Source organism: Vibrio sp. V30_P3S12P165 (assembly GCF_009904905.1).
Taxonomy (GTDB): Bacteria; Pseudomonadota; Gammaproteobacteria; order Enterobacterales; family Vibrionaceae; genus Vibrio; species Vibrio fujianensis.
Window position 1 is genome coordinate 87,487 of the sequence record NZ_WXWH01000013.1, and the last position, 24,765, is coordinate 112,251.

Annotated in this window: 18 protein-coding genes; 8 read left to right on the top strand and 10 right to left on the bottom strand. The window is 43.1% G+C overall.

Features of this window, described 5'->3' with window-relative positions; translation table 11 throughout:
• Window positions 1-906, bottom strand: coding sequence for an EamA family transporter (locus CAG57_RS02980; protein WP_161427615.1), 906 nt, complete (start codon window positions 904-906; stop codon window positions 1-3).
• A 147-nt stretch (window positions 907-1,053) separates the two neighbouring features.
• Between CAG57_RS02980 and CAG57_RS02985 the strand changes: the two genes are divergently transcribed.
• The 3 genes from CAG57_RS02985 (at window position 1,054) to CAG57_RS02995 (ending at window position 4,174) form a co-directional block, all read left to right on the top strand.
• The gene (locus CAG57_RS02985) at window positions 1,054-1,533 is read left to right on the top strand and encodes a MarR family winged helix-turn-helix transcriptional regulator (protein ID WP_099612671.1); all 480 of its coding nucleotides are present in this window, start codon (window positions 1,054-1,056) and stop codon (window positions 1,531-1,533) included.
• A 326-nt stretch (window positions 1,534-1,859) separates the two neighbouring features.
• Window positions 1,860-3,380, top strand: a complete 1,521-nt coding sequence (locus tag CAG57_RS02990) for a YjjI family glycine radical enzyme (protein WP_161427616.1) — start codon at window positions 1,860-1,862, stop codon at window positions 3,378-3,380.
• On the top strand, window positions 3,380-4,174 hold the full coding sequence (locus CAG57_RS02995; RefSeq protein WP_161427617.1) for a 4Fe-4S cluster-binding domain-containing protein: 795 nt from the start codon (window positions 3,380-3,382) through the stop codon (window positions 4,172-4,174). The genes CAG57_RS02990 and CAG57_RS02995 overlap by 1 nt, the downstream gene beginning before the upstream one ends.
• A 227-nt stretch (window positions 4,175-4,401) precedes the next feature.
• Here the strand turns inward: CAG57_RS02995 and CAG57_RS03000 are convergent, their stop codons facing one another.
• The 4 genes from CAG57_RS03000 to CAG57_RS03015 all read right to left on the bottom strand — a co-directional run bounded on the left by CAG57_RS03000 (window position 4,402) and on the right by CAG57_RS03015 (window position 12,263).
• Window positions 4,402-6,138, bottom strand: coding sequence for a methyl-accepting chemotaxis protein (locus CAG57_RS03000; RefSeq protein WP_161433683.1), 1,737 nt, complete (start codon window positions 6,136-6,138; stop codon window positions 4,402-4,404).
• Window positions 6,139-6,368: 230 nt separating this feature from the next.
• A complete protein-coding gene (locus CAG57_RS03005) occupies window positions 6,369-6,854 on the bottom strand; it encodes a hypothetical protein (protein ID WP_161428050.1) in 486 nt (161 codons plus the stop codon).
• Between the two features lie 95 nt (window positions 6,855-6,949).
• Window positions 6,950-9,739: a M16 family metallopeptidase gene (locus CAG57_RS03010; protein ID WP_099612628.1), complete on the bottom strand. Its 2,790-nt coding sequence runs from the start codon at window positions 9,737-9,739 to the stop codon at window positions 6,950-6,952.
• A gap of 181 nt (window positions 9,740-9,920) precedes the next feature.
• Window positions 9,921-12,263 carry a TonB-dependent receptor plug domain-containing protein gene (locus CAG57_RS03015; protein WP_161433681.1) on the bottom strand — a complete coding sequence of 781 codons (2,343 nt, stop codon included), beginning with the start codon at window positions 12,261-12,263 and terminating at the stop codon, window positions 9,921-9,923.
• Window positions 12,264-12,851: 588 nt separating this feature from the next.
• On the opposite strand from CAG57_RS03015, the gene CAG57_RS03020 reads away from it, so the two are divergent.
• Window positions 12,852-14,090, top strand: coding sequence for an outer membrane protein transport protein (locus CAG57_RS03020; RefSeq protein ID WP_161428346.1), 1,239 nt, complete (start codon window positions 12,852-12,854; stop codon window positions 14,088-14,090).
• Between the two features lie 14 nt (window positions 14,091-14,104).
• Window positions 14,105-16,483 (top strand): VolA/Pla-1 family phospholipase, encoded by a 2,379-nt coding sequence (locus tag CAG57_RS03025; protein ID WP_161428347.1) that lies wholly within the window; start codon window positions 14,105-14,107, stop codon window positions 16,481-16,483.
• 219 nt (window positions 16,484-16,702) lie between these two features.
• Here the strand turns inward: CAG57_RS03025 and CAG57_RS03030 are convergent, their stop codons facing one another.
• Together CAG57_RS03030 and CAG57_RS03035 are read right to left on the bottom strand one after the other, a co-directional pair.
• A complete protein-coding gene (locus tag CAG57_RS03030; protein ID WP_161428348.1) occupies window positions 16,703-18,082 on the bottom strand; it encodes a sigma-54 interaction domain-containing protein in 1,380 nt (459 codons plus the stop codon).
• Window positions 18,083-18,161: 79 nt separating this feature from the next.
• Window positions 18,162-18,635: a Dps family protein gene (locus CAG57_RS03035; RefSeq protein WP_099612632.1), complete on the bottom strand. Its 474-nt coding sequence runs from the start codon at window positions 18,633-18,635 to the stop codon at window positions 18,162-18,164.
• Window positions 18,636-18,950: 315 nt separating this feature from the next.
• On the opposite strand from CAG57_RS03035, the gene CAG57_RS03040 reads away from it, so the two are divergent.
• Complete coding sequence (locus tag CAG57_RS03040; RefSeq protein ID WP_161428400.1) at window positions 18,951-19,931, top strand: SLAC1 anion channel family protein; 981 nt, start codon at window positions 18,951-18,953, stop codon at window positions 19,929-19,931.
• 331 nt (window positions 19,932-20,262) lie between these two features.
• Here CAG57_RS03040 and CAG57_RS03045 read toward each other — a convergent pair whose 3' ends face one another.
• Window positions 20,263-21,387: a hypothetical protein gene (locus CAG57_RS03045; RefSeq protein ID WP_237665861.1), complete on the bottom strand. Its 1,125-nt coding sequence runs from the start codon at window positions 21,385-21,387 to the stop codon at window positions 20,263-20,265.
• 66 nt (window positions 21,388-21,453) lie between these two features.
• On the bottom strand, window positions 21,454-21,885 hold the full coding sequence (locus CAG57_RS03050; RefSeq protein ID WP_161428401.1) for a hypothetical protein: 432 nt from the start codon (window positions 21,883-21,885) through the stop codon (window positions 21,454-21,456).
• A gap of 536 nt (window positions 21,886-22,421) precedes the next feature.
• Between CAG57_RS03050 and CAG57_RS03055 the strand changes: the two genes are divergently transcribed.
• Both CAG57_RS03055 and CAG57_RS03060 read left to right on the top strand, forming a co-directional pair.
• Window positions 22,422-22,655 (top strand): hypothetical protein, encoded by a 234-nt coding sequence (locus CAG57_RS03055; protein WP_161428402.1) that lies wholly within the window; start codon window positions 22,422-22,424, stop codon window positions 22,653-22,655.
• A 211-nt stretch (window positions 22,656-22,866) separates the two neighbouring features.
• On the top strand, window positions 22,867-24,090 hold the full coding sequence (locus CAG57_RS03060) for an endonuclease/exonuclease/phosphatase family protein (protein ID WP_161428403.1): 1,224 nt from the start codon (window positions 22,867-22,869) through the stop codon (window positions 24,088-24,090).
• 150 nt (window positions 24,091-24,240) lie between these two features.
• Here CAG57_RS03060 and istB read toward each other — a convergent pair.
• Window positions 24,241-24,765 (bottom strand): IS21-like element helper ATPase IstB (istB, locus tag CAG57_RS03065; RefSeq protein WP_161427461.1); only part of this gene is annotated, 525 nt, incomplete at its 5' end.

The following is a 24,765-nucleotide window of genomic DNA, read 5'->3' on the forward strand; positions in this document are numbered from 1 at the left end:
TCAATTCCTTTTTAAACTGAAAGCCAGTGCTGTTGAATAAGTGGTTGAGGTGGAACGCGGGATAGCCAGCACGATGGAGATAAAAATCGCCCCTGCTCCGAAAATTTGCGTCCAAGTGAGTGCTTGATCGAGAATGACATAACCCAGTAAGCAAGCTGAGACACTGCTCAAAAAGCCAAGAAAGGACACCGTGACCGTTGGCAGTTGCTCAATACCACGGAACCAGAGAAAGTAAGCCAACATAGCGCCAACCACACTCAGGTATCCGTAACCCAGGTAGTTAAGCACAGTAACTTGCTCTGGTACGCCTTCAATCCACAGGGTCGTGGGCAGCAAAAACACGCCACCAAATAGTAATTGCCAGCCGGTAAATCCAAGTGTCGACATGCCTTGAGGACGGCCCCATTTTTTAGTCAGAACGACGCCAGAGGCCATACTGAATGTTCCTAAACCGGCGATCAATAAACCTTGTATGCTCAAAGATGCGGTTTGATTAAGCACTAATAGTCCAATCCCAATGATACCAACACCCCCAGCAACCCACTGCAAAGGGGTGATCCGTGTGCTCAGTAGAATCCAACTCATCATCATCACCAACATAGGTTGGAATGACATCACCAATGCTGCCATTCCTCCTGGTAATTCAGTCGCTGCAAAAAATAAGCAGTAAAAGAAGAAACCAATATTAAAAAAGCCCAATACAGGTAAACGCCACCACCAATTTCCAGTTGGTAAAGTTCGAGCAAACAGTACTAGCAATATCCCAGCAGGCAGAGCTCGTACTAAAGCAGCCATGAGTGGCGAATTTGGCGGTAGTACTTCGGTGGTTACGATATAGGTGCTGCCCCATACGATAGGTGCGATGGCAGTAAGCAGCATCGTCTTGATTCCTGACGTTGTATTCATTTTTCACCCTATTTAGTAGCGTTAACTTCCATAAAAGTATCTCTCAAGAAAGATACTTTCTAGAAAATAATAGAGAAATGGTTTTTAATCAAGTATCTTTTCAAAAAGATACATTCAGAGGGAGAGATCATGTCATCAGATAACACCATGCCAAATGACAAAGTGGATGCCATTCTTGCACAGTGGCACAATGTCAGACCGGAGCTAGATTGCTCGGCGATGGGTATTGTTGGCCGATTAAGCCGCACCCATGGACTTTGGAAACCTCAATTAGATCAAGTCTTCCAACGCTTTGATTTAAGCTCAGTTGAGTTTGATATTCTGGCGACCATCCGTCGTAGCAATACCGCCATCACGCCTACTGAGTTGTACCAAACCTTGATGCTCTCTTCCGGTGCGATCAGTACACGCATTGAACAACTGGTGCAACGCGGATTAGTGCAGCGTATTGCCAGCGATCAAGACAGACGCAGTTGTAAGGTAATTTTGACCGAACAAGGACAAAGGTTGATCGACCAAGCCTTGAATGCCCATGTCGACAATATGAATCGCATGTTGGAAGTGCTCACTAACCAAGAACAAATACAGCTAGAGCAGCTCTTAAAAAGAATTCTGCTGGCAGAATAAAAGCAACCACTTCGAGGAGAGCCGTTTTAAAAGACAAGCGCTTCTGGACGAAAAAGCGCTCGACGCGGATTGTGCAACAAACTTGAAAATAACGCTGGGGAATCTGTTTTCAACAAACATGTGCAAAAACTCTTGCTCCATGGCGTAAACCGTAGCCAAAGTGATAGTAACCAGCAGCACAGTTACAGCTTCAAGTAGGAAGGAAATACGTGCGTAAGCTCATACTTCTTTATTAACCAGCAGCTCAACACCTTGATTCGGCTTTGTTCGCGCTAAGACCATTGTTAGTATGAGGTTATTGATGTACCAATGACTTGGATAATGTAATGAAAGATGATCTTCTCGCGATTGTGACCAATGCAGCATTAAATCCCAAACAAAAAACCCTTGCTTTAGCGGCTCAAGCAGACGCCAGTTTACCCTATGTCTCTCGTAGTCCAAAATTAATTGAGGCGATGGAACAAGGCATTATTTGTGATATGTTTGAAGGACATGCGCCGTTTAAACCTCGCTATGTATTACCCGACTATCAACGCTTCCTCACGCAAGGATCATCGTATTTAGAGCTAACACCGGCAGAAGATTTTGACGATGCATTAATGAAATTGATGGTTTTATATCATCATGTTCCATCGGTGACGAATATGCCGGTATTTTTAGGCTACCTTGACCAACTGCTGCTACCTTATTGCCATGATGTGACCGATGAACATCTTTACCGTTCATTAAAACGGTTTTGGATTCAATTAGATAGAACGCTTCCCGATGCATTTATGCATGCCAATATTGGGCCAGAAGATAACCGTGTTTGCCGCATGGTGTTAAAAATCGATGCTGAATTACAGCAAGTTGCCCCTAACTTAACACTCATGTTCGACCCCGAACGCACGCCAAACAGCCTACTTCGTCAAGCAACGGATAATATTATTCATTGCAGTAAGCCTCATATCGCCAACTGGCCCTTACATCAAGCCATCTTTGCTGAGCAAAATACCCAGCCTAGTTTCGGTATTGTCAGTTGTTATAATGCGTTACCCGTTCGTGGCGGCGCAAATACCTTAGTACGTCTAAACCTTAAAGCTGTAGCTGAACAAGCGCAGACCATAGAGACATTGTTAAATCAGACCTTGCCTTATTATTGTGACTTGATGTACGAACTGATAGAGCAACGTTGCCGATTTTTACATCAACAATCAAATTTCTTTCAAAGCTTTTTAGTGACTGAAGGGTTAATCGAAGAACAGCGATTTGCGCCAATGTTTGGTATTTATGGCATGGCCGAAGCAGTTAATCATTTATTAGCCGATCAAGCTGAATACGGACGCGATCCAGCAGCGAATCAATTGGCATTAACCATTACTCAAGCCTTAAGTGATATCGTTACCCAGACACCCGTAACCTACGGCTTGGCGAATCGCGCTTTACTGCATTCACAAGGTGGTTTATCGATTGATACACAAACCACTCCAGGGATCCGAATTCGCTACGGTCAAGAGCCCGATCCCGTTAGCCATTTACTCGCATTAGCGCCGCAGCATGCTTACTACCACTCTGGGGTGAGTGATATTTTAACCCTCGACGAAACCATTAAAGCCAATCCTCAAGCGTTAACCGATCTCTGCCTAGGTGCTTTTGCCCATGGAATGCGAGAATTTACCGCCAATACCCAAGGTAACGATTTAGTCAGAATTACCGGCTATATGGTAAAAAAATCCGACTTAGAGGCCTATTATCAACAAGGTTCGCGTACCAATACAACGGCACTGGGCGCTGAAGCCTGCACCGAAACCAAAGTGACTCAACGAGTACCAAGAGTAGTAAGTCATGAATTTATTGCAGGTGAATAATGCCAACGACTGTCAATCACAACCAGGAGCAGGCTATTTATCAACCATCAATAACCGGGCAAATTGCCCGCTTATTGCCTTATTCTGTGGTCGATGGGCCCGGCAACCGGTTGGTATTTTTTCTACAAGGCTGTAATTATCGCTGCCCCGCTTGTCATAACCCACAAACGATTGATCGCTATAGTGAAGATTCACAAGCGCTGACCGTCTCGGCTGCAATTGAGCAGATAAAGCAACGGCGACAGTTTATTTCCGGCATTACTCTCAGTGGTGGTGAAGCGAGTTTGCAAATCGAATTTGTTTGCGCATTGTTTAAAGCGGTGAAAACTAGCCCTGAGCTCTCGTCATTAACTTGTTTACTCGATAGCAATGGCAGTCTTGCCCGCAAACACTGGCAAAGTGTGTTGCCTTGGATGGATGGAGCCATGATCGATTTAAAAGCATGGCAAGAAGCGTGTCACTTTCAATTAACTGGCCATAGTAATTTAGCCGTTAAGCGGTCATTACACTTTCTGGCTGAACATGGCAAGTTAAGCGAAGTGCGTTTGTTACTCATTCCCGATAAAACAGACTATGACCAATATAGCGACGCATTAGCGCAATATTTAAATCAGTTACAACAATTACAATCCGCTAAAGGAGCGCCTTTTCAACTACGAATTAATGCATTTACCAATCACGGTGTCTCAGGAGTCGCTAAATCGTGGTCAGCGGCCACTACAGAGCAAGTGAACCACTTAATGGCCAAGCTCAAACACCAAAATAACTGGGAGATGGAAGGCGGTGGCCAGTGAGTGACCTATTGACCTAGCACAGATTGAAACCGCTGCCAGCTAGCACTGGAAAAGAGCTAAGAATAGCTCTCATCATCCCCATGAGCACAGACAGATGATGTGATTAGAGTATTAGGCTAAACGAACGTAGAGGACATTGCAGCATCTCTCAGTAAGAAGGACATCTAGTTATAAAATGACCCTCTCATGAGGGTCAAAATCGTTGATATAAAATACAGATCAAACCATTAGGTACGAATATGCTTAATCGCAGCATTCAAATCATCAACATTGTTCTGCAAATCCCTCACGACTGGAGCGAGTTGATTAATGGCAATATTCATATCCGATGAGAGTGATTTAATATTACTTAAATTGCTGGATATTTCATCACTAACGGCTAATTGTTCTTCGGTTGCCGAAGCTATGGATGTATTGAGTTTATGGATTTCAATCGCTGAGTTTTGTATAGTACTTAATCCTTCATTCGCGGTTGACATATTGCTACGTGTTGATTGCATTTTATCAGCACTGGAACGAATCGTTTTAGTCGACTGCTCTGCTTTTTCTTGCAGAGTAGAAATCATGGTTTCAATTTCACCGGTGGACTGCTGTGTACGTTGAGCGAGTGAACGAACCTCATCGGCGACAACCGCAAACCCTCGCCCTTGTTCACCGGCTCGAGCTGCCTCAATCGCTGCATTCAACGCTAATAAATTGGTTTGCTCTGCAATCGCCTTAATCACATCAAGGACATTACCGACATTATTCGATTCATTGGCTAATTGCTGGATCACTTCTGATGTTTTAGTAAATTCACTTTCTAAATCACCAAACTCATGGGTCGTTTTATCAAAAACCTGCTTACTGGTACTGGCTTCTTTTTCTGCACTGCCTGCGTATTGCTCGGCCATGGTGGTGCTTTCCGCCACCGTAGAAAGCGCAGAGGTCATTTCTTCCATGGCGGTCGCTGCCATTTCTAACTCTTGACTTTGTTGATTAGCAACCTTGGCGTTTTGCTGTGTAACATCACGAATCGTTTCTGAAATAGCAGAAATCGTATGATTAACTTGATTTATTTTAGTAATGGTTGATGAATAACTGGCCAATACTTTGTTGATGGTTGATCCGATAATTCCTAATTCATTCTTACTTTGATCATCTACCCGTAAAGTTAAATCAGAGTTTTTATCTACCTGTTGCAGCAACGTTGCCATGGTATCGATTGGCTTCACCACTTTACGATTAACAATAAAATAACCAATAATCGCTATCACGAACACACTGATGAGTGAAATATTGCCAATCAACACGGTATTTTTTACTTTCTTCGCTGCAATATTAAACTGCTGATTAGTACGATTCTCTAATTCAATGAAAAACTTATCAATTGGGGCCATAATTTTGGCTTTTTCTTGATGATATTGAACACTGTGTAGTAATTCGATAGCCATAGAGCGATCTGGTGCTCTCCTGACGGTATAATTACCGTTAGCATCAGCAAAACGTCCTTTCACTGCATTCATGGCTTTTACTTCCATATTCACCAAAGCATCTGAATTGGCTTGAGCTTCTCGCAATAATCGAAACTCTTGCTCAGTAAACCCTAAATCACTCATCATTTGATTTAGTGAGATAGCCTTGCCATCAGGCTTTGGTTTTTGGCCATGTTGTAAAACAAGATCCCAATAAATGGTGTGGTAATTTTCTGGGCGGGGTTTCTTTCCGTTACGAATATCTAAAATATCCATATACATTTTTTCGTATTTTTCATCACCGGTGACCACATAAGTTCGCCCTAAACGGGTTAAGTCATCCGAGCTTTGGCGAAGTTCATCAGCAGCTTGATAAGATTGATAACGCACTTGCGCCATATGATCGACTTGGTGCATCAAACCATTGAGTTGTAACACCGTTAAAACGCTAATAATGATTCCAGCCCCAATAACAGCAAATACAAGCTTCATGGTATTGTTTATCGTCATAACCCCATCCTCTGTTTTCCTCTCGCATGCCATTGAGGCTCGCAATAATCACTCACTATTTAGCATAGAACAAAGTGACCAAAAGAGAGCATTATCTGCATCAATTCACAACACAACGGATTATCCAGACGTTAGCATAAGGTATGGAAATATAGAGAGTTAGTTCAACAGCCCCGCCATTAAATTGCGGGACAGATGAGCCTGCCAAGTCAATAGTGACAATGTCACTATTAAGTGTCGGTATGACAACTGGATAATAAGGCTTGATACATCGAATGAAAGCCAAGCAACGACACTTTTATTTGCTCATGCTGTTGTTCATCGCCTATTAAATTAATGAGCAATTGTTTAGCATTAAACCAGTGAGTTAAGCTGTCTTGAGGTATAGTGGCCCAATGAGTCGTTCCTTTCACCCAAACATCCATCGAAATTGGCGCTTTATCATCTAACATGCCGCTCGCTTGATAACCGAGGTCTGCATAGGGTAGTGAGTTAAAAAATAGTAAATTCACCCCTTCTGTTGTGCAGCGCATGACAACCATGTCTGACAGCCGATCACTCTGACTATGGCTCACGCCCAAAATGACCACTTCCCCCCGCTCTTCAGTGTGAGATTGATAGTGCTCCCAATCTTGATAGGTGTGCGCCAGTTGTAATTCAGCCACCACTTTTAAGGGGATTAAAATCAATAGAATAGTAAAAAACCGTTGTTTCATATTGTCTGATTCCTTCGCACGACGCGCGCCATGATATGAATTGACGAAAAAGGTCTGCCAGACCCACAAACCATGGTTCTGGCATGACTCAATAATCATTCGTGTACTGGTAGTAAAATGGCTTCAAACCGCTCAGCATGAGCTAAAAATGGTTGCATGATCGCATCTACTTTTTCTTTAGAGACATGTTGATTCGCGCGTCGCTGTGCTTGAATCAAGGCCGGAGAGTCGGTAAGACGGTAGCTTTTTTCCAGCTCACTCAGTATGCCTAAATCTGAACGTAAATAGCGTGCGATTTGGTCCTCACGCTGTATTTGCTTGTTTTTAAGGACATCTGCATCACTCCCCTGTTCTGCTACCTGACGTAAAACGTCATGCGTCAGTGATAACAATTCATCAACTCGTTCCGGATCACAAGAAAATAGAATGCGCCCTTCTGCTTGCGGGCTGTCAGGATCTTGCCAAAACCAGCTGGTGACACCATAAACTCCCGAAGCTTCTTCACGCAATGTCAAACGTAATTGTTCTTGTACTAACTCACCGGCTAATTCCAAATAATAAGCATGATCTGGACGCCAAGAGGCTGCTTGAGCTAAATACAGTTCGACTTCTGCTCGAGGCTCTTTCGAATCAAACACTCGCAAACCTTCCTTTGGTGATTGCGCATAAACTGAATACGCTGAACGTTGCTGAGCATGGTACGGTAATGAGGCAAGATAATGGGCAGCTAAACGTTCAAGCTGGTCGGGTTGGATATCCCCGACTACAAAATACGTATAATCGGTCTTGTTGGCGAAATATTGCTGATAAATATCACTTAAACGCTGGCTCGTGAAGCGTGCAACTTGTTCACTCCTCTCACTATAGACGGTCGGGATATTGGGGTAGCGTAAAGCGGAAACGCGACGAATAAAACGATCCATTCCATCACTATGCTGGCTACGCTGCAACATATCAGTCTGGTACTCTTTTAAGACCTTTTCAGAAACAGGACTTGATGCCAATTTAATATGCAATAACTGAAACATTTTATCGACATTGTCGGTTTTTGCCCAACCTGAGAATCCTTGTTGATAATCATCAAGAATAGTTGACATGACAACCGGATTGCCTCGAAAAATGCTTTGTAATTCCGGTAAGGAAACCTCGCCAATTCCCGTTTCATCGACTAAGCTCACCGCAGTACGCAAAACGTGGTAGTCCTCACGAGGGACGGATCGTAATCCGCCTGAGGTTAAGGCTTTAAAATGTACCTGACCAGGGTTGCTATCACTATAACGATAAATCAGCTTACTTCCATTGCTTAGCCGATACTCTGTCAACTGATGTTCGGCCCAACGTTTTTCTCGTTTCACCGAGCCAGGATGAGGAGACACCACTGGCAAACTCGCTTGATGCTGTTCTCGCCGCCATTCACCCTGAGGTGTGGCCATATAAGTTTCCCAAAGCTCATGCCAAGAGCCTGTAGTCAATACGGGTTTAGAACGATTCACTGGCTGAGTGATTAAAACCAAGCGTGATTCCGGCTTAATCAACGCCTGAAAGGCTTGATTAACTTTATCTAAAGTCATGCTGCTTAGAAATCGATGATTAAGACGATATTTATCTTCTTCGCTCAAAAGTAATTGACCACTGGCAGCAGAAACCATTAAATCACCCACGAGATCAATGCTATACATAACCTTTTGCTGTGCGGCTGCATTAATTCGATTTAATCGAGCGATCTCGCCATCAAATTCATCGAGCGTAAATCCATGCTGTTGAACCTGAGCGAGAAAAGCCATTAATCCTTCTGTTGCTTGTTGGTAATGATCCTGCACAAGTTGTAGCGAAAAAACAGCTTGGTGGGTCTCTCGTCCAATATTACTGGCATAAAAACTGGCCGAACTGACCGCATGCGTCTCTTGTTGCTCCCAATCTTGCAATCGAATATTTAATAGCCGAGTGGCGATTTGAGTGGCAAGATCTTGTTCATAACGGGCTAACGTATGTTGCGGTAAATAATCAGAAAAGAAACTCAACTCAACACTTGGAGTGGTTATTCCTTCTTCAGAAACCACTGCACTTCGCCATCCATCAACCAAAGGAATGCTATAGTCAATCGTTTCTAAAGGAGTATTAGGTTTGGAAAGCGACGAGAATTGTTCATGAATTAATTGTTCAACTTGAGTAGGATCAATGTCTCCAACAACGACTACGGACATATTATCTGGCCGATACCAACGGTGATAAAAATCCGCAACACGTTGATTAGAAACTGTTTTAATGGTTTTAACATCACCAATAGGATCCCTTTGCGTATAGCGAGAACCCGCCATTTCTATGGCGCTTTTTTTATCACCTAACCTTAACATCGGCCCTAAGCGCGCTCGCCACTCTTCCAATACAATTCCACGTTCTGCATCCAGATCATCTTTAAACATCGTGACACGGCTTGCCCAATCAGCAACCACATTCATGGCTAATGTCAAAGACTCAACGTCATTTTTCGGCAGATTAAGCTTATACACGGTATTTTCAAAGTCGGTAAATGCATTGATATCAACGCCAAATTTCATCCCCGCCTTTTCTAGCTCGGCGATCACTTGATTACCCGGATAATGAGCCGTTCCGTTAAACGCCATATGCTCAACGATATGGGCAACGCCGCGCTGATCATCGTCTTCATTCATCGAACCAGCATTGACCACAAACCGAATATAAACACGAGACTCGGGTTGCGAATTTTTAGCGATATAGTAACGAAATCCATTCGCTAATGTTCCGACGGTTATATTAGGATTAAAACGTAATGACTCGAGCGGAGCCGTTGTCGATGTGTGAATCAATTGACAAGCCGCCAACCAGATCACACTAGATAAAATCACAATTTTTCTATAATTCATAAATAAGAAAATGCCTGAGTTTGAATAAACAATGCCAATAAAGACGAGCGAATCCGCAGACGTACGATACAAAAGATTTATCTGGTAAGATAAAAGACCCAGGGGTTAACAGACTTCACCACAATAACAAAAACAACCAGTGGCTCATCACCACTGGCTGTGACTGATAACCATCAAATCATTAGAATTCGTAGCCTAATTCCAGCCAAAATTCTCGCCCAGGAGAATAAAGCCCATATTCACCACTACCACTTGATTTCACTGCACTTTGACGGACTTGATCGAAAACATTTAACACATCTAATTGCACATAGGCGCGGTGGGTATAACCTAAACGAGGTTGCCAACGTAAACGCGTATCCCACTGTGTGTGGGTTCCGAAATCGAAACTGCGGTGCATTTCTAGCCCATCCGGTGTGTCATTAACGTATTCATACCCTTTTACTGGTGCTTTAATGTATACCTTGTTTGACCAAACCAGATCATGCTTTGGCACCATCATATCGAGCCCAAGCCTGACAACCCACTCATCGGTACTGCTATTGACCGCTTGCTCCATTTGGGCACGAGTCATGATCTTCCCATCTAGATAAACCAATTGATTTGGATCGATATTTTTATTCAATGCCACCCTGTCAGTATCTAACCAGTCAGCACCTAATGTGGTTGACCAATGCGTCTCTCCCAGTACCCAAGGCGTAATATTACTCACTTGTAAGGTGTAGATATCGACCTGGTAATGGCTTCCATTTGAATAGGAATCGACTTTTTTACCCGCAACATCTTCTTGCTGAACAATAATTCGTTTTTTGTTATCACGTAATACGTACTGAGCAGATAAGGCAAAATTACCGATATTTTGCACAACGCCGACGCTCAGTTCATCAGCGAATGGCGTCTCTAGTTGGGTAATCGTCTCATAACGACGGGTATGATCGTCATTCAGCTTTAATACCTCTCCTGCCAGTTTCATCGCAGCGAATGAACGACCGTAATAACGGTTGATGCCTAGATTAAAACGAGTATTGGATAACGCTTGCCAACTACTGGAAAACCTCGGCGCAAGATTGGTATTACCTAAATAATCATCCCGATCAACTCGGATGCCCGGACGGACAGATACCGAATTCCATTTGATCAAATCTTCCATATACCAAGAATAATCCTGATAAGCAGTATGAATACGTCCCTTGCGCGTGGTTTCTGTTTTATTCATCAACTCAAAATCACCCATCATCATCGTGGTATTCTGAGTTACATCTTGATCACGCTTAAAGCGATAATCGGTTTTCCGATACGCCGCTCCGACTGAAAAACCGTGCGAGGCCTTGCCCCATGTGAAACGGTCAAATTGATAATCGAGCATCACTTGCGTATTTTCTTGAGCAATTTGACTATCCCCATACCCCCCTAACTCGTAATTCATCTCTGTATCAAGATCAATGATGACTTGTGCTTGATTGGCCGAAGAATCACGCTCATCGAAAAATTTATCGTATGCAGCAGTCGCAGTGAGTTCACCCACACCAAATCGTTGTACCCATTTAATGGTGGAACCATACGCAACATGGCTATCTGTCACATTACCATCGATATTTTCAGCATAATATTTTCCTTCTTGATAATCAGAAAAACGAACGCCAAACTCCAAACGACGTTCAACATCTGGAGTCCAATTAAAATTCGCTAAAAAATTATCAGAACGACGAGTATGGTTCTGTTTATCCGTTTTCCCTTGTGGATTGAGCATCCGCGTTTGTTCAATATCAGAATCACGCCGACTAAAACCTATCACCATGCCGATATCATCCGTGAGTGCGTGTTCAGCCATCACACTGAAAAATTCCTTATGATACTTGGGCTGAAAATCGGCATTAAAACCATTAGGGACGGCTTGATTGACTAAATCTTTTGCTGGCTCATCGACCTTCATTGATGCCCAACTCGATTGGGTCGTTCGATAACGTAACTTCACTTGATCTTCGCCGCTGTATTGGCGTGTTTCCGCCACCACCGCTCCACCAGTAAAACCACCTAATCGAGCCGGGACATCACTGCTATAAACCGTGACACCGGATAATAAATTCGCATCCAAAAAGTAAGCTTGTTCAGAACTACGATTAGGATTCACCCCCATAGAACCATCAAATAGTGCACCAGTCGGGTCAATATCATTATTGATATTAATGCCATCTAACATGTAGGCAGTCTGACTGGCATCCGCACCATTAATTGAAACTGATGCCGGTTTTATTTCTCCTCCGGTAAACCCTTGTAAGTCTCCCTCCGCAAAGCGAACGTTCGGATTATCTTTAAGATAATCCGTCAAATTCCCATTTGACGTTGGCGTGTTGCTAATATCTTCAGCATTGAGGGATTGTTTGATGGTTGTCTCATCCTCTTTAACATCAGTAACGGTGACTGTTAAATCCGAAGGTACATCATCTAAGTGAGATTGAGCAACAAGAGGACCACTGCAGAAAGCGATTGCAACGGCAATCAGGCTTTTATTAAAATAACGCATAAAAAATAATCAAATAATAATCGTTATCATTTAGATTATCACTAATAATTAACTAAGTAAATTGTGTTAAAGAACACCGCATAAAATAGAGCGTCTTATTTGGTGATAAATCAGCAGCAACGTTATCAGGCTATTGATTAACCGAATCGCTTAATATTGCCCGTAAACAACAAGTGAGTGATTGTGTTGTAACTTATTGTAAAACCTATACACACAAACTGGTACAACCAGAAAATCACTTTAATTCATTGATCTTGATAAATTAAATCTCTATCTTGCGCCTCTTTTTAGAAAACCACAGCGCCGTTTCCTTTGACAACTTTTTAACAAAACATTAACATCAGATTTTGTGTACTCTTTCTACTACAGGGTTCTTTTATTTCACCTTTTTGTACCCTGTCGCTCTTCAGCTTGAAGTGATGATTTCCAAAGTTAAGAGAACAAGATAGGCAAAGCGGCGCACAAAATAATCATCATGCTCCCAATCATTTGAGATTGCAGTTTTTCAGTGCATGCCTTGCTCAGTTTATGGTCAGTGCTGCCACTGTCATTTCAAGTGGAATGGATAAAAGACCGAGGAGGTCGAGAATGTTAAATAAATCTTCCCTTGCCGGCTGTATTGCTGTGCTATTAACCGGGCATGCCAGTGCCGCAGGATTTCAGGTTGCAGAACACTCAGCATCCGGTTTAGGCCGCGCATTTTCAGGAGAAGCGGCAGTGGCCGATAATGCCAGTGTGCTGGCGCGAAACCCCGCCGCCATGATGCGGTTTAAGACGGCGCAATTTTCTGGTGCACTGTCGATCGTCGATCCTGAAGTCAATGTGGACGATCTTTCTAACCACCAATCAATGAAAGATGTCGCACCACTACAAATTGTGCCTGCAGCCTACTATATCAGCCCAATCAATGACCAATGGGCATGGGGCTTTGCCATGTTTACCACCTACGGTGTTGCCACTGACTATCCGGATGACATTTATGCTGGTGATTTAGCGGGGGATACTTCGCTGATTTCAATCAATTTGAACCCCAATATCGCCTACCGCGTTAATCCAGAGTTAAGCGTAGGTTTTGGTCTTGATTTGGTCGTAGCCAAGGCCGAGTTAACTCGTCATAAAGGTGGCCTTGCTCCTTTCATGGGCGATGGAAAACCTAGCGATAAACTGATTGGAATGAAAGGCGATACGGTTGCATTAGGCTGGAATATTGGTGCAATGTACGAATTTGATCAACAAAACCGCATCGGTTTGGGTTACCGCTCACGGGTTAAACTCAATTTCGATGATGGTGAATTCTCCAGTTACGATACTGGTATCGCCACCAGCGCCGTGGTTCCTGGGCAATTAAAAATTGAACTGCCGGCGATTTTTGAACTCTCTGGTTTCCATCAACTGAATGATCAATGGGCAGTCCATTATAGTTACCAACACACGGATTGGAGCAGCTTTAAAGAGCTAACTGCAACCTCCAACCAATGTAAAAGTGGCACCTGTTTCCAAAAAATCGAGCAATATGAAAACAATAGACGCTGGTCTGCAGGCGCAACGTACACCGCCAATTCGACTTGGACGTTACGCGCAGGATTGGCGTTTGATGAACAAGCGGGAGAAGCCACCCTCAGCATCCCAGACAGCGATCGCTTCTGGTATTCAGCTGGTTTTACCTACACCATTAACCCACAGTTGACGATGGATGCGGGTTTTGCTCTTGTGCAAAGCCGTAATGGATCATTTACTGAGCAGAACCAAATTGGTCAAAACCTCAAATTTAAATCTGAGGCTATCGCTTATATCAGTGCGCTGCAATTTAACTACCGCTTTAATTAATTTCGGAGTCGAACATGAAACAGATAATTAAACTTTCACTACTCTGCTCTGCACTCTGGTTAGTCGGCTGCGGTGATGAGAGCAATAGCGCTGGTGCTAACACCGAGGTAGCGTACGAATCCTATATTCAACAAGCCTTGCAACGTGATACCACGATCAAATTTGCCTTAAGTGGTCAAGAGGCTAATGTACCTCTGCCTTCTTTTGCGCTAATGAATGCCAATGATGGCACATTAGAACTTCCACCTGGTAACAATACGACTGGATCGAATCCACTGGTTGCGATGGGACAAGTTGATGGCTGGCCCATCACTATGCCGCTGTTCCTCGATTTTAAAGGCGCAGGTTTGGCCGATAACATCATCACATCGGGTATTTATCTGTACGAGTTAACCGACTCGATGACCGGCTCTCCAAGTATCAAAACCTTATTAACCAATGGAGTGGATTACACTGCCATCTCCAGTGCCGCTTCCGATAAAATTCTCATTGTGCCGACCAAAGCACTCAATGCCTCTTCAGAATACATTTTGGCGGTCACCTCAGAAGTCTCGGATGCCAACGGTAATCCGGTGGGAACCTCTGCAAGCTATGCCGCACTGAAATCCAAAAACAAGATTTACAGCGAAGGAGATATTGCGACGCTACAAAAAGTCACTCAAGGGGTGGAGAAAATCTTCCAACTCAGCGGCGTCGATGAAACTCAAATCGTCTACTCGACGTGGTTTTCTACCCAATCGGTAAGCAATACCCTGTTTGCCACGCGTGGTGCAACCGCATCCGCTTTTGCCAGTGGCAGCAACCAATTAGAGACCGTGTGGAAACAAACGGGTATTGGACTCGATACCGCTTACACAATGCACTTAGGTACACCCGTTGATTTCGCTGCCGCTCTGACAGCCGATGACAATTTCAGTACCTATATTGGTGCAGACAAAAAAGCGGCTATTTTAGGGACTTACACGGCCAATACCGTTAACGTCACTAAGGGAACTGTCCGTCTGCCTTACTACCTTGAAACTGGCAGTCACTGGAATACTCAGCCGTTTGAATCGGCGATGCCAAGCCTTGCCAAGATCAAAGCCGCACTGGCAGACAGTAAAGAGCAATTAACGATTAGCAGCCAACTGCTTGCCGCGGGGATTGATACCAGCAAGCTCGCCACTGATGCGAGTGAACAGCTCAAGCTGATGGGTTTAACCTTGACCAAATCGGATGGTAGCCCGCTGGATCCTGAACGTTACATCACTCGCTATTCACCGGTACCCAAAGTGAAATCAGTGCAAGATGTGCCATTTTTACTGTTTACTCCGGCAGGTGCTGCGCCAACTGATATTGTGATTTATCAACATGGTGTCACCTCTGCCAAAGAAAATGCCTACGCTTTCGCGAAAAACCTCACCGCAGCGGGGCTAGCAGTCATTGCCATTGATTTACCGCTGCACGGTGAACGAAGTTTAGACAGCACGCGCTCGGCCAATCATGATCCTCTTGCTTACATCAACCTCACCTACTTGACTGTGGCGCGGGATAACTTGCGCCAAAGCATTCTCGATGTATTGGGGCTGCGTGCTGCGTTAACCGTTTCACAGCCACTATTCACGGGGACGTCACTGTCTGGCATCAATGTCGCAACGGGATCAAAAGTGCGCATGCTTGGACATTCATTAGGCGGTATTGTTGGCACCTCGGCAGTGGCCGAGAGCAATAAAACGTTGGGCTCGACTCCAGCCGATGCACTATACAGCTTCTCTGGCGCGGCTATTCAAAACTCCGGCGGACAAATTGCCAATTTGCTATTGGGCTCTGAATTCTTTGGCCCGCAAATCAAGCATAACGTTGCATTAAGCGCTAGCACGGAATACAAAGGGTTTGCTAATGCACAATGTGCCAGCTTAGATGATTCTGCTTGCTATAACTTGTTCACGTCCTTGGCAACCCAAGAGCAGCTTGCCCAAGTTACTTCTGGTTTTCAGATGTTCTCGTATGCGGCGCAAACTCTACTCGACACCATTGATCCTTACTCTGTGGTGAGCACCCAACTGAGTCATAGTCCAATCACAACGGCTCTCTATTTCTCTGCAGTTGATGGTGATGCCGTGGTTCCCAATCTAATCGATTCGGCGGTGTACCTCAGCCCTCAATTCGCTGGTACAGAACCTCTGGCTGAGCTGCTGAGTTTAAATAAACTCAACTCAACCCAATTGCCACCATTACCTACAACCAAAAGCTTTGTTCAGTTCAACAGCACAGCGAAACACTCAACCTTTGTTGCCCCGCAAGACGCAGACTATGCTGATTTAGCGCATCATACTGAGATGCAAACTGAAACCGTCGATTTTCTGAGCAATGATCGTTTAGATCAGGTTAGCAATGCCGATGTTCTGAAATAAACACGATAATCACGAGGTAGCCACTTGCCGCCATCACGAAGCGGCAAGTCAGCCCGAGCAACACCGGACGTATATACTCTGCTTTTGCTCATAGACGATTTGCCTCACCAAGGCATACAAGCATATTTGGGCCTAGCGATAAAAACTCTCGGATTGCACCAGTGCAATCCGAGTCGTTATCGATTAATACATTACTACCATCCAATGCAAGGCTATAAATTATGAGCGAATGATTCGATTGCGCCCATTTTTTTCGGGGAAAGGAATACCTAATGATTTCATTTTTCGATATAAAGTTGTTTTATGTATACCAAGCTCGTCGGCAGTGGCAGCCCGATTGTAATGATTACGCTCTAAAGCAACCTGAATAGAGCGTCTTTCAGCCACTTCACGTACCCTATTAATGTCTTGCTCCTCTGAATCTTGCGATGTTGCCAAGCTTAATCCGGTTTTCAGACACACTGGATTAATCTCTTCGCCTGAACATAAAACAAAAGCACTTTCAACCATATTTTCTAACTCTCGGATATTACCCGGCCAGTCATGTGCCATCAGCAACGCAAGCGCTTCAGAAGTTATACCTTGAATATGACGTTGATGTTTCTGATTAAACTTACGAATAAACTGATCAACCAATAATGGGATATCTTCTTTACGTTCACGTAAAGAAGGCAATTTCAGATCCACGACATGAATTCGATAGTACAAATCCTGCCTGAATTCACCATTAGCTACCATTTGCTGTAAGTTCCGGTGAGTTGCGGCAATAATTCTTACACTACTTTTTTCTGATCGAATGGCACCCAAAGGCTCATACTGTTGCTCCTGTAAAACGCGCAGTAATCGAACCTGAAATGCAGGGCTAATTTCACCAATTTCATCCAGAAATAAAGTGCCGCCCTCTGCTAATTTGAATCGACCTGGCTTATCCCGAGCCGCGCCAGTAAACGCGCCTTTTTTATAACCAAACAATTCAGACTCCAACAAATTGTCTGGTAGTGCCCCACAATTAACCGCCACGAAAGGCTGATCAGAACGGCTACTCATCTCGTGAATCGCTCGCGCTAACAACTCCTTCCCCGTTCCAGTGTCTCCTTGGATCAAAACGGTAATTGGGCTTTGCGCAATCGCGGGTAATGATTCAAAAAGCTGGCGCATGGTTGGGCTATAGCTAATAAAATTGCCGACCCGAAACTGACCATGCAGCGCATTTTTTAGCGCTTCAACTTCGCTCAAATCCCGAAAAGTCTCAGCTCCCCCAATCACATTGCCATTGGCATCTTTCAGTACCGCAGTCGATACAGAAATAGGGATCTGCTCGCCATTAGCGTTAATAATAAAACCGGGCTTATTAATGATTGGCGTCTGATCTTGCAGAGTACAACGCAGTGCACAATTGGCCTCACACATACTGGATTTAAAGACTTCAGAACACAATTGACCGAGTGCTTCTGCTCGGGAAATACCAGTAATCATTTCCGCCGCTCGATTAAAAAAGCTGATTCGCCATTGATCATCAACGGTAAAAACACCGTCGGAAATACTTTCTAAAATATCGATGGTAAGAGTTGGGTAAGGTGCCTGATTGAATGTATCCATAACGCTTCACTTAGCATCGCAGCCGATAAAACAGCAGTGTGGGATAACGGCCCATTACCCCACACCTCACAAGTAATCTCTATGCAACCAACATTGACCTTAGCATCCATGCGGTTTTCTCATGAACACGCATACGGTCAGAAATAAGAGCCGCCGATGATTCATCACCCGCGTCCTGAGCGGCTTTTAAGATTTCTCGGCAGGTTCTAATCACTTGCTCATGGCTTTGCGTTAGAATCTTGACCATCTCCATCGCCGGTGGGATCTCTTCCACTTCTTTAATTGAACTTAAAGCAGATAAAGACTTATAAGTACCCGGTGCAACAATATTCAATGCACGAATACGTTCGGCGATATCGTCCACAGCCGTTGCAAGCTCAGTATAATGCTCCTCAAACATTAAATGTAAATCACGAAACTGCCGACCAGTGACATTCCAGTGAAAATTATGAGTTTGTAGATAAAGTGTATAACTGTCTGCCAGCAGACGCTTCAAACCTTCCGCGATCGCAATACGATCCGCTTCATTGATTCCTATATCGATAGAATTCATTTTATCTCCTTGATTTATATAACACTTATTATCTTGAGTTTATAAAGCTCACCCATAAGCATAATCTCTTTTCTCCCGCAAATAAATAGCATATGCTATTAACTTATATTTTATACAAAATAGCGACATAGAAAAATGATCCGTCGTGTTAGGCACTCAATCTACCGCGCTATTTTAGACAATGTTAAATTAGCTATTGCTAATTATTACAGTCAACACTAAGATAAACCGACTATAACGCGTATAAATCATGACTTAGATGAACCCGAGTTAATCGTTATATTTTACGCCAACCGACTAAATAAAAGGTTTGATATGAATAAGTTATCGATAAACCAACCCGATGCTATAAAAGAAGAAAACCGATTAATGCACTTCCCTATTTCTATGTTTTCTATCGTCATGGGGCTAAGCGGTTTTTCCATCGTATGGCAAAAATCTCTAGGAACACTGTTTCCTTGGCTAACCACCTTTACTAGCGGGTTAGCCAGTGCCGCAATGATACTGATTAGCGGCCTTTACCTTTTAAAACTCATTCGCTATCCCAATGCCGTCATTACAGAAACTAAGCACCCAATCAAAATTAATTTCTTTGCCGCCTTTTCAATCAGCTTGCTGCTTCTCTCTATCGTTTGGCACTCGTTTGAATCACTGTCTTATACATTATGGGGGATTGGAGCCATCGTTCAGTTATCAATCACGTTATGGGCGATGCATAGCTGGATCCACCATGATCATTACCGCCTCGAACACGCTAATCCGAGTTGGTTTATCCCCGTGGTTGGGAACATCATTGCGCCTATCACCGGTGCTAAGCTCGGGTTTATCGAAATAAGTTGGTTCTTTTTCAGCATTGGTATCGTCTTTTGGCTGGTGTTATTCACCATCATTATTAATCGACTCATTTTTCATGCGGTATTGCCTGCACGTTTTAAGCCAATGTTATTTATACTGTTAGCACCACCATCTATCGGTTTTATCTCCTACAGCTCACTCGTACCTGAACTGACCATCTTTTCCAGAGTACTTGCTTCCGTAGCACTCTTTATCGCCACTTTATTATTACTGAATATCAATCAATTTAGAAAAGGCGGGTTCTATCTTTCATCGTGGGCTTTTTCATTCCCAGTCGCTGCTTTTAATATTGCTTTGTTGCGATATGCAGAATTAACTCAGTCAACGGTGAGTTTGTATCTGGGTAGAACTTTATTAGCGGGATTGACCCTACTGATTTTGTGGCTGCTATGGAATACATTTAAAGCCATCAAAGCTGGCGAGATATGTCAACCAGAATAAAGGCGTTTTTCGATGTAACGCGATCAAAAAATACACATTCACTGGTATACCCAAACCACTTGTATACCCAAACCACTTGGAGTGGCAGGTAGGCGGTAAGTGATAAATTTGTCTGGAACAAATTTGTACAACCATCGGCTGGCCTTTGGTGAGAGACAAGAATGGCTCTTATAATCTCCATGAGCATAGACAGGCGATGTGATAGAGATGAGCGAACGTAGCCAACACCGATGCAGCTTTAAGTAGGAAGGGAATACATTCAATAAAACCGTTGCCAAACAAGCTTTGAAGATACGTTAGCAACGGTTAATTCGATAACCAATCAGGACAGTTATTTTAAATCGAATACTCGGTAGAGCGAGTGGTCGTCTTTTTGTTTAGCCGTTATATGCGGATTAAAATACATAACGGCACCGTTACTCAGATCTTTTATATATGGATTGACCGACACGCGTTCCTTTTTATACCAATCTTCGAAATAGTCCAAATTCTCTTTTTTCCACAAATCTTGCTGTTGATTCAATTTCATCGCTGGCACATAAAGAATTTGCTGTATATTGTCATCCCCAGAGAATTTTAATTTTTCGATTGGAAACCCCAAAGGCAAGAATGTTTGAGCCACCATATAATCTCCATATTGTGGTACCAGTGGGATATAGCCATTATTGTCTCTAATTAGCATGGGAATTCGGTCTGTGTTGGCATAACAAGGAGAGTAAACCGCGTTACAACTGACGTCATTGGAACCTTCTACCCTTGTGTAATCAAGCAAGTAGAAATTATCTGCACCTTCATTGTGATACCATTCCGTTGCGTTACTTCCCATGGCAGCTTTTACCGTATTAATCGCTATTTTATTTAACGCTTGCGCTTGTGCATCCAAATCTTGATCATGATCGACTTTTTTTATCGTATAAAGCATTTGATTACCCAAGCTCGCGCTATAGCCCATCCTTACCCCTTGTTGTGCTAATAACTGCATACCAGCTTCAAAAGGTGAGAGACTGCCGAGTGCAGCACCAGCAACGGTCATCACTGAAGCAGTGTTAACCAACTTATGGCTCTCTTTAGTATCATAAAAATAATTATCTAGGTTATTCGCCCTATGCTCAGGTTTAACCCACGTTAAAGGGTAAAGGAAGCGGCTCGGCACTGAGTAATCATCAGCATCCAGCTCATAATCGTCGGCATACTTTCCTTTTAGATTAATATATTCGTTTGGTGTTTCAGCACAACCAAATATAAATGATGAAGCAGCGAGTATTAACACTGACTTTAAGGCCGTCGTTTGGTTAAGCACAATATTTCCTATATTTATTTGATGATTCGCGCCCCAAACAACTTGCAGTTGCTGGCGGGCGGTGAGTACATACCCATCAGGATAGACAGACGATGCGATTGGGGTGAACAACACTTTCGACGGTTTCAGGTTGCACGAACATAAATCATCGAGCATAAGCACTTGATACACCATCTGATGTATGAAAACTTCAATCAGAAAAATGCAAGATTAGGCGATAATTTATTTAGCAACCTCACACTCCACCTCCTGATCTTTAACATCAATGGTACACGATAGATCTGACCACGGAGTTGCTACGGTAAAAGATACGTCACCGCTCCACATGCTTATATCCATAACATAAGCTGTCGGATAGTCTCGCTGTAAGTTAGTTAATGATACATCACCACTCACAGAGCTTGCATTTTTCTCTTTATTGCCCAGTTCACAATATTGAACTGACTTCTCTGTTTTAAATTCATATACAATAATACATGGATTATCTTTCAAAACATAAGCTGCAAATTTTTCTTTCTTCGTGCTCACAGAATAATCCGAAGCATATAAGCGATAATCAGAAGCAATTGTATGAGCTGATACCACCATCAAACATACAGTGAAGGTACGTTTATGCCTCATTCTAAATGCTCCTTTTTTAAATAAATCCATCATGTGAAATATCAAATTAACCCCACGCTTTAACATCCGACACCACTATTTTAAACGTTTGACCATTATGATTAACCGGTGGCGGATTCCCCACGCCAAAATCTCAATCAATTGTAACACCTGATCGATGCCCGTAGACAACTGTATGCATTGGAAAACCGATAAGGATACGTGTAACAAGATTTTGGACAAATCCGAGTTACGACCTTTCGAACATTCTACTTTTTCGGATTACATTTAGTATTGAAATCATGTGGCCAGCCTACATGTAGTTGACCAAGTTCACTCATCCACTACAAAGCCAGAAACAAAGTCGTAGAGACCATCACCTTCTTGCCAGGTATGTGTCGCTAAAAAGACAAACAGTTTGAGCAGGCGACAAAGACCACCATTCTCTCAACATGATCGAACGCCATTTTTGTGATGCATATGTGTTCCTTTCATACTTCTCAAATACCAAGCCATATGATTAGCTGTTATTTAAACGAGAATTGAGCGTCTTCGGGAAAAAGTATCTTGCTAACTGCCTGGAACGGCGTTTGGCTGAGTTGGTTCAACTTAATAAAGTCAAATGCGTGGATGACGTCGGATCACACAACTGGTTAATGCGCGTGTTACTTGAACAGCAATCCGGTTCGAACTATCCCGCAGTTATTCAGCAAAATTTGATGGAAAATGAGCAACTCAAATCTCGGGTAGTTCAAGAGCCATTGATGGAACTAAAGGTGAACTTGGCGGAAATATCGCTTGAACGGTGGTGTTTATGTTTATAAACACTACTTTTGGTCTCTACTAGTAGATGATGATTTAACCAAGAAAGAAGGTAGTCATTTCATGCTAACTAGACTGATGTTTGGTTGTAATTGTTCGAGTTGGTTAATGCTTGTTATGTAATCAATATTTATGTCAAAAGCAAAAGCTAATGATGTATCCCAAGTTTGCTGCATATGAAGTGAATTTAGCACAATACGCTTTAGAGTCTAAATGAAATCTCATAACGCAGACCCCACTTATGTTGATAAAAAAATGTTGCTTATAGCGGTGATGTCAGTTGCATTTCATTCATACGCCGCGACCTCGCATAATTCATCTCTACATATTAAGCCTTTTAGTGTGGCTACATATAATGCTAAGTTCTTATCCTCATGCATGACCAAAGGCAGAGAAGCGAATTTCTTAATAGTTGCTGCCAAATTGGCAAATGTTGACGTGGTGGCTTTGCAGGAAGTTCGCGACCGATTGGCAGTTGAACACTACTTTAAACCATCAGATTGGACAGTGATCATTGACGACGATAGTACCGATGATATGAACCTGGCCTTCGCGGTGCGCAGAGGGGTGAGATTTCGCTTGAACTCAGGAACTACAACCAACGCCGATGAAGTGTTGGATTTTGTTTTCACTAATAAAAATGACAATTTTGTCGATGCCCGAAGAGTTCTAAAGCTTTATATAGAAACAGATATTGGTGAGGTTCTGTTACTTAACCATCATGCTAAGTCACGCTATAGTGGTCGAGCCAGCTCGGAGGTTCAACGGGTTGGAGCTGCTCTTGATATTGTTGAATTTGTCAATGCTCAATCAAACCCGAATATCGTATTGCTCGGCGATTTTAATGATACACCTGATGATGCTTCTTCAAATACATTAGAAATGGGATATGAAGCAATTCGACAAATAGAGAATGTACCCGATCCCTTTTTAATTAATTTGACTGAAACACTAGCAGCTAGAGATATCGTTAGTTATGGTTTAAAAAGCAATGCACTAACAGGTGACTATTTTAAGAAAGTGGATTCGGTAGTTGTTGGCTCACGTCAGACGAACCTAGACAATTACATCACTGACACTATCAACTCACATGGGTTGTATGACCAAATTTATATTTCTCCTGCAATTGATTCAGCGTTTTCTTCAAAATGGCTGATTCGTACGTTTGAGCACCCATCTGCTATCGATGGTAATAATGATACGCGCGCATCTGACCACCTTCCGGTAATTGCAACGTTGGGATTAACTGAGATACCAAAGCCTCATATTAAAATTACTGCCTTACTGCCTAATCCTGTCGGCACAGACTCAAAAAATGAAACCATCACGTTGAAAAGCATTGGCAGTGCTTATGAGGGTGGTTTACTTCTAAAGGATGCAAGTGGTAAAGCGACCCCAATAGATGTTCAGATAAGCAAAGACACTTCCTTATCTTAACGATTCAGTCTGGCGTAACGCTAAATAATTCCGGGGATTCAATTTATCTATTTGATGAGTATGAACGCTTGTTACATCAAGTTGTCAACGATCACCGAAAACTGATCCACTTTTAGCTTAAAAACGATCAATCAAAATTGATCCACCCTTTTACTCAGGTATTGCTCCTGAGCGTCGTTTATCTTTCAATCGATAACTATCACCACTTAACTGCAAAACATGCGAGTGGTGAAGCAGTCGATCTAACATCGCTGCCGTTAATGTCGCATCATCGGCAAATGCGCTAGGCCATTGGCCAAACGATAAATTGCTGGTCAAAATAATACTGCCATACTCATAGCGCTTAGCGATCACATTAAAAAATAGGTTGGCTTCTTCTCGCCCAAACGGCAGGTAACCGATTTCATCAATGATCAATAACCTTGGAGCCATCACAGAGCGAGAGAGGTATTGCTTCAGCTTGTTTTGTCGCTTAGCGGTCGATAATTGCAGCATCAAATCAGCGGCGGTGATAAAGCGCGTTTTCTTTTTAGCTTGTACGGCTTTGAGTCCCAACCCGATCGCTACATGCGTTTTACCGACACCGCTTGGTCCAAGTAGCACCACGTTTTCATTACGCTCAATGAAGGTCAGCGCACTTAATTCTTGTATCTGCTGTTTCGGAACGCCGGTGGC

What these genes read in the sequence shown, in the direction of transcription:
- CAG57_RS02985 (WP_099612671.1), top strand. Translation starts at nt 1,054, where the DNA reads ATGCCAAATGACAAAGTGGATGCCATTCTTGCACAGTGGCACAATGTC.
- CAG57_RS03010 (WP_099612628.1), bottom strand. Translation starts at nt 9,739, where the DNA reads ATGAATTATAGAAAAATTGTGATTTTATCTAGTGTGATCTGGTTGGCG.
- CAG57_RS03000 (WP_161433683.1), bottom strand. Translation starts at nt 6,138, where the DNA reads ATGACGATAAACAATACCATGAAGCTTGTATTTGCTGTTATTGGGGCT.
- CAG57_RS03025 (WP_161428347.1), top strand. Translation starts at nt 14,105, where the DNA reads ATGAAACAGATAATTAAACTTTCACTACTCTGCTCTGCACTCTGGTTA.
- CAG57_RS02980 (WP_161427615.1), bottom strand. Translation starts at nt 906, where the DNA reads ATGAATACAACGTCAGGAATCAAGACGATGCTGCTTACTGCCATCGCA.
- CAG57_RS02990 (WP_161427616.1), top strand. Translation starts at nt 1,860, where the DNA reads ATGAAAGATGATCTTCTCGCGATTGTGACCAATGCAGCATTAAATCCC.
- CAG57_RS03040 (WP_161428400.1), top strand. Translation starts at nt 18,951, where the DNA reads ATGAATAAGTTATCGATAAACCAACCCGATGCTATAAAAGAAGAAAAC.
- CAG57_RS03020 (WP_161428346.1), top strand. Translation starts at nt 12,852, where the DNA reads ATGTTAAATAAATCTTCCCTTGCCGGCTGTATTGCTGTGCTATTAACC.
- CAG57_RS03030 (WP_161428348.1), bottom strand. Translation starts at nt 18,082, where the DNA reads ATGGATACATTCAATCAGGCACCTTACCCAACTCTTACCATCGATATT.
- CAG57_RS03035 (WP_099612632.1), bottom strand. Translation starts at nt 18,635, where the DNA reads ATGAATTCTATCGATATAGGAATCAATGAAGCGGATCGTATTGCGATC.
- CAG57_RS03045 (WP_237665861.1), bottom strand. Translation starts at nt 21,387, where the DNA reads ATGCTCGATGATTTATGTTCGTGCAACCTGAAACCGTCGAAAGTGTTG.
- CAG57_RS03005 (WP_161428050.1), bottom strand. Translation starts at nt 6,854, where the DNA reads ATGAAACAACGGTTTTTTACTATTCTATTGATTTTAATCCCCTTAAAA.
- CAG57_RS03060 (WP_161428403.1), top strand. Translation starts at nt 22,867, where the DNA reads ATGAAATCTCATAACGCAGACCCCACTTATGTTGATAAAAAAATGTTG.
- CAG57_RS03050 (WP_161428401.1), bottom strand. Translation starts at nt 21,885, where the DNA reads ATGATGGATTTATTTAAAAAAGGAGCATTTAGAATGAGGCATAAACGT.
- CAG57_RS02995 (WP_161427617.1), top strand. Translation starts at nt 3,380, where the DNA reads ATGCCAACGACTGTCAATCACAACCAGGAGCAGGCTATTTATCAACCA.
- CAG57_RS03015 (WP_161433681.1), bottom strand. Translation starts at nt 12,263, where the DNA reads ATGCGTTATTTTAATAAAAGCCTGATTGCCGTTGCAATCGCTTTCTGC.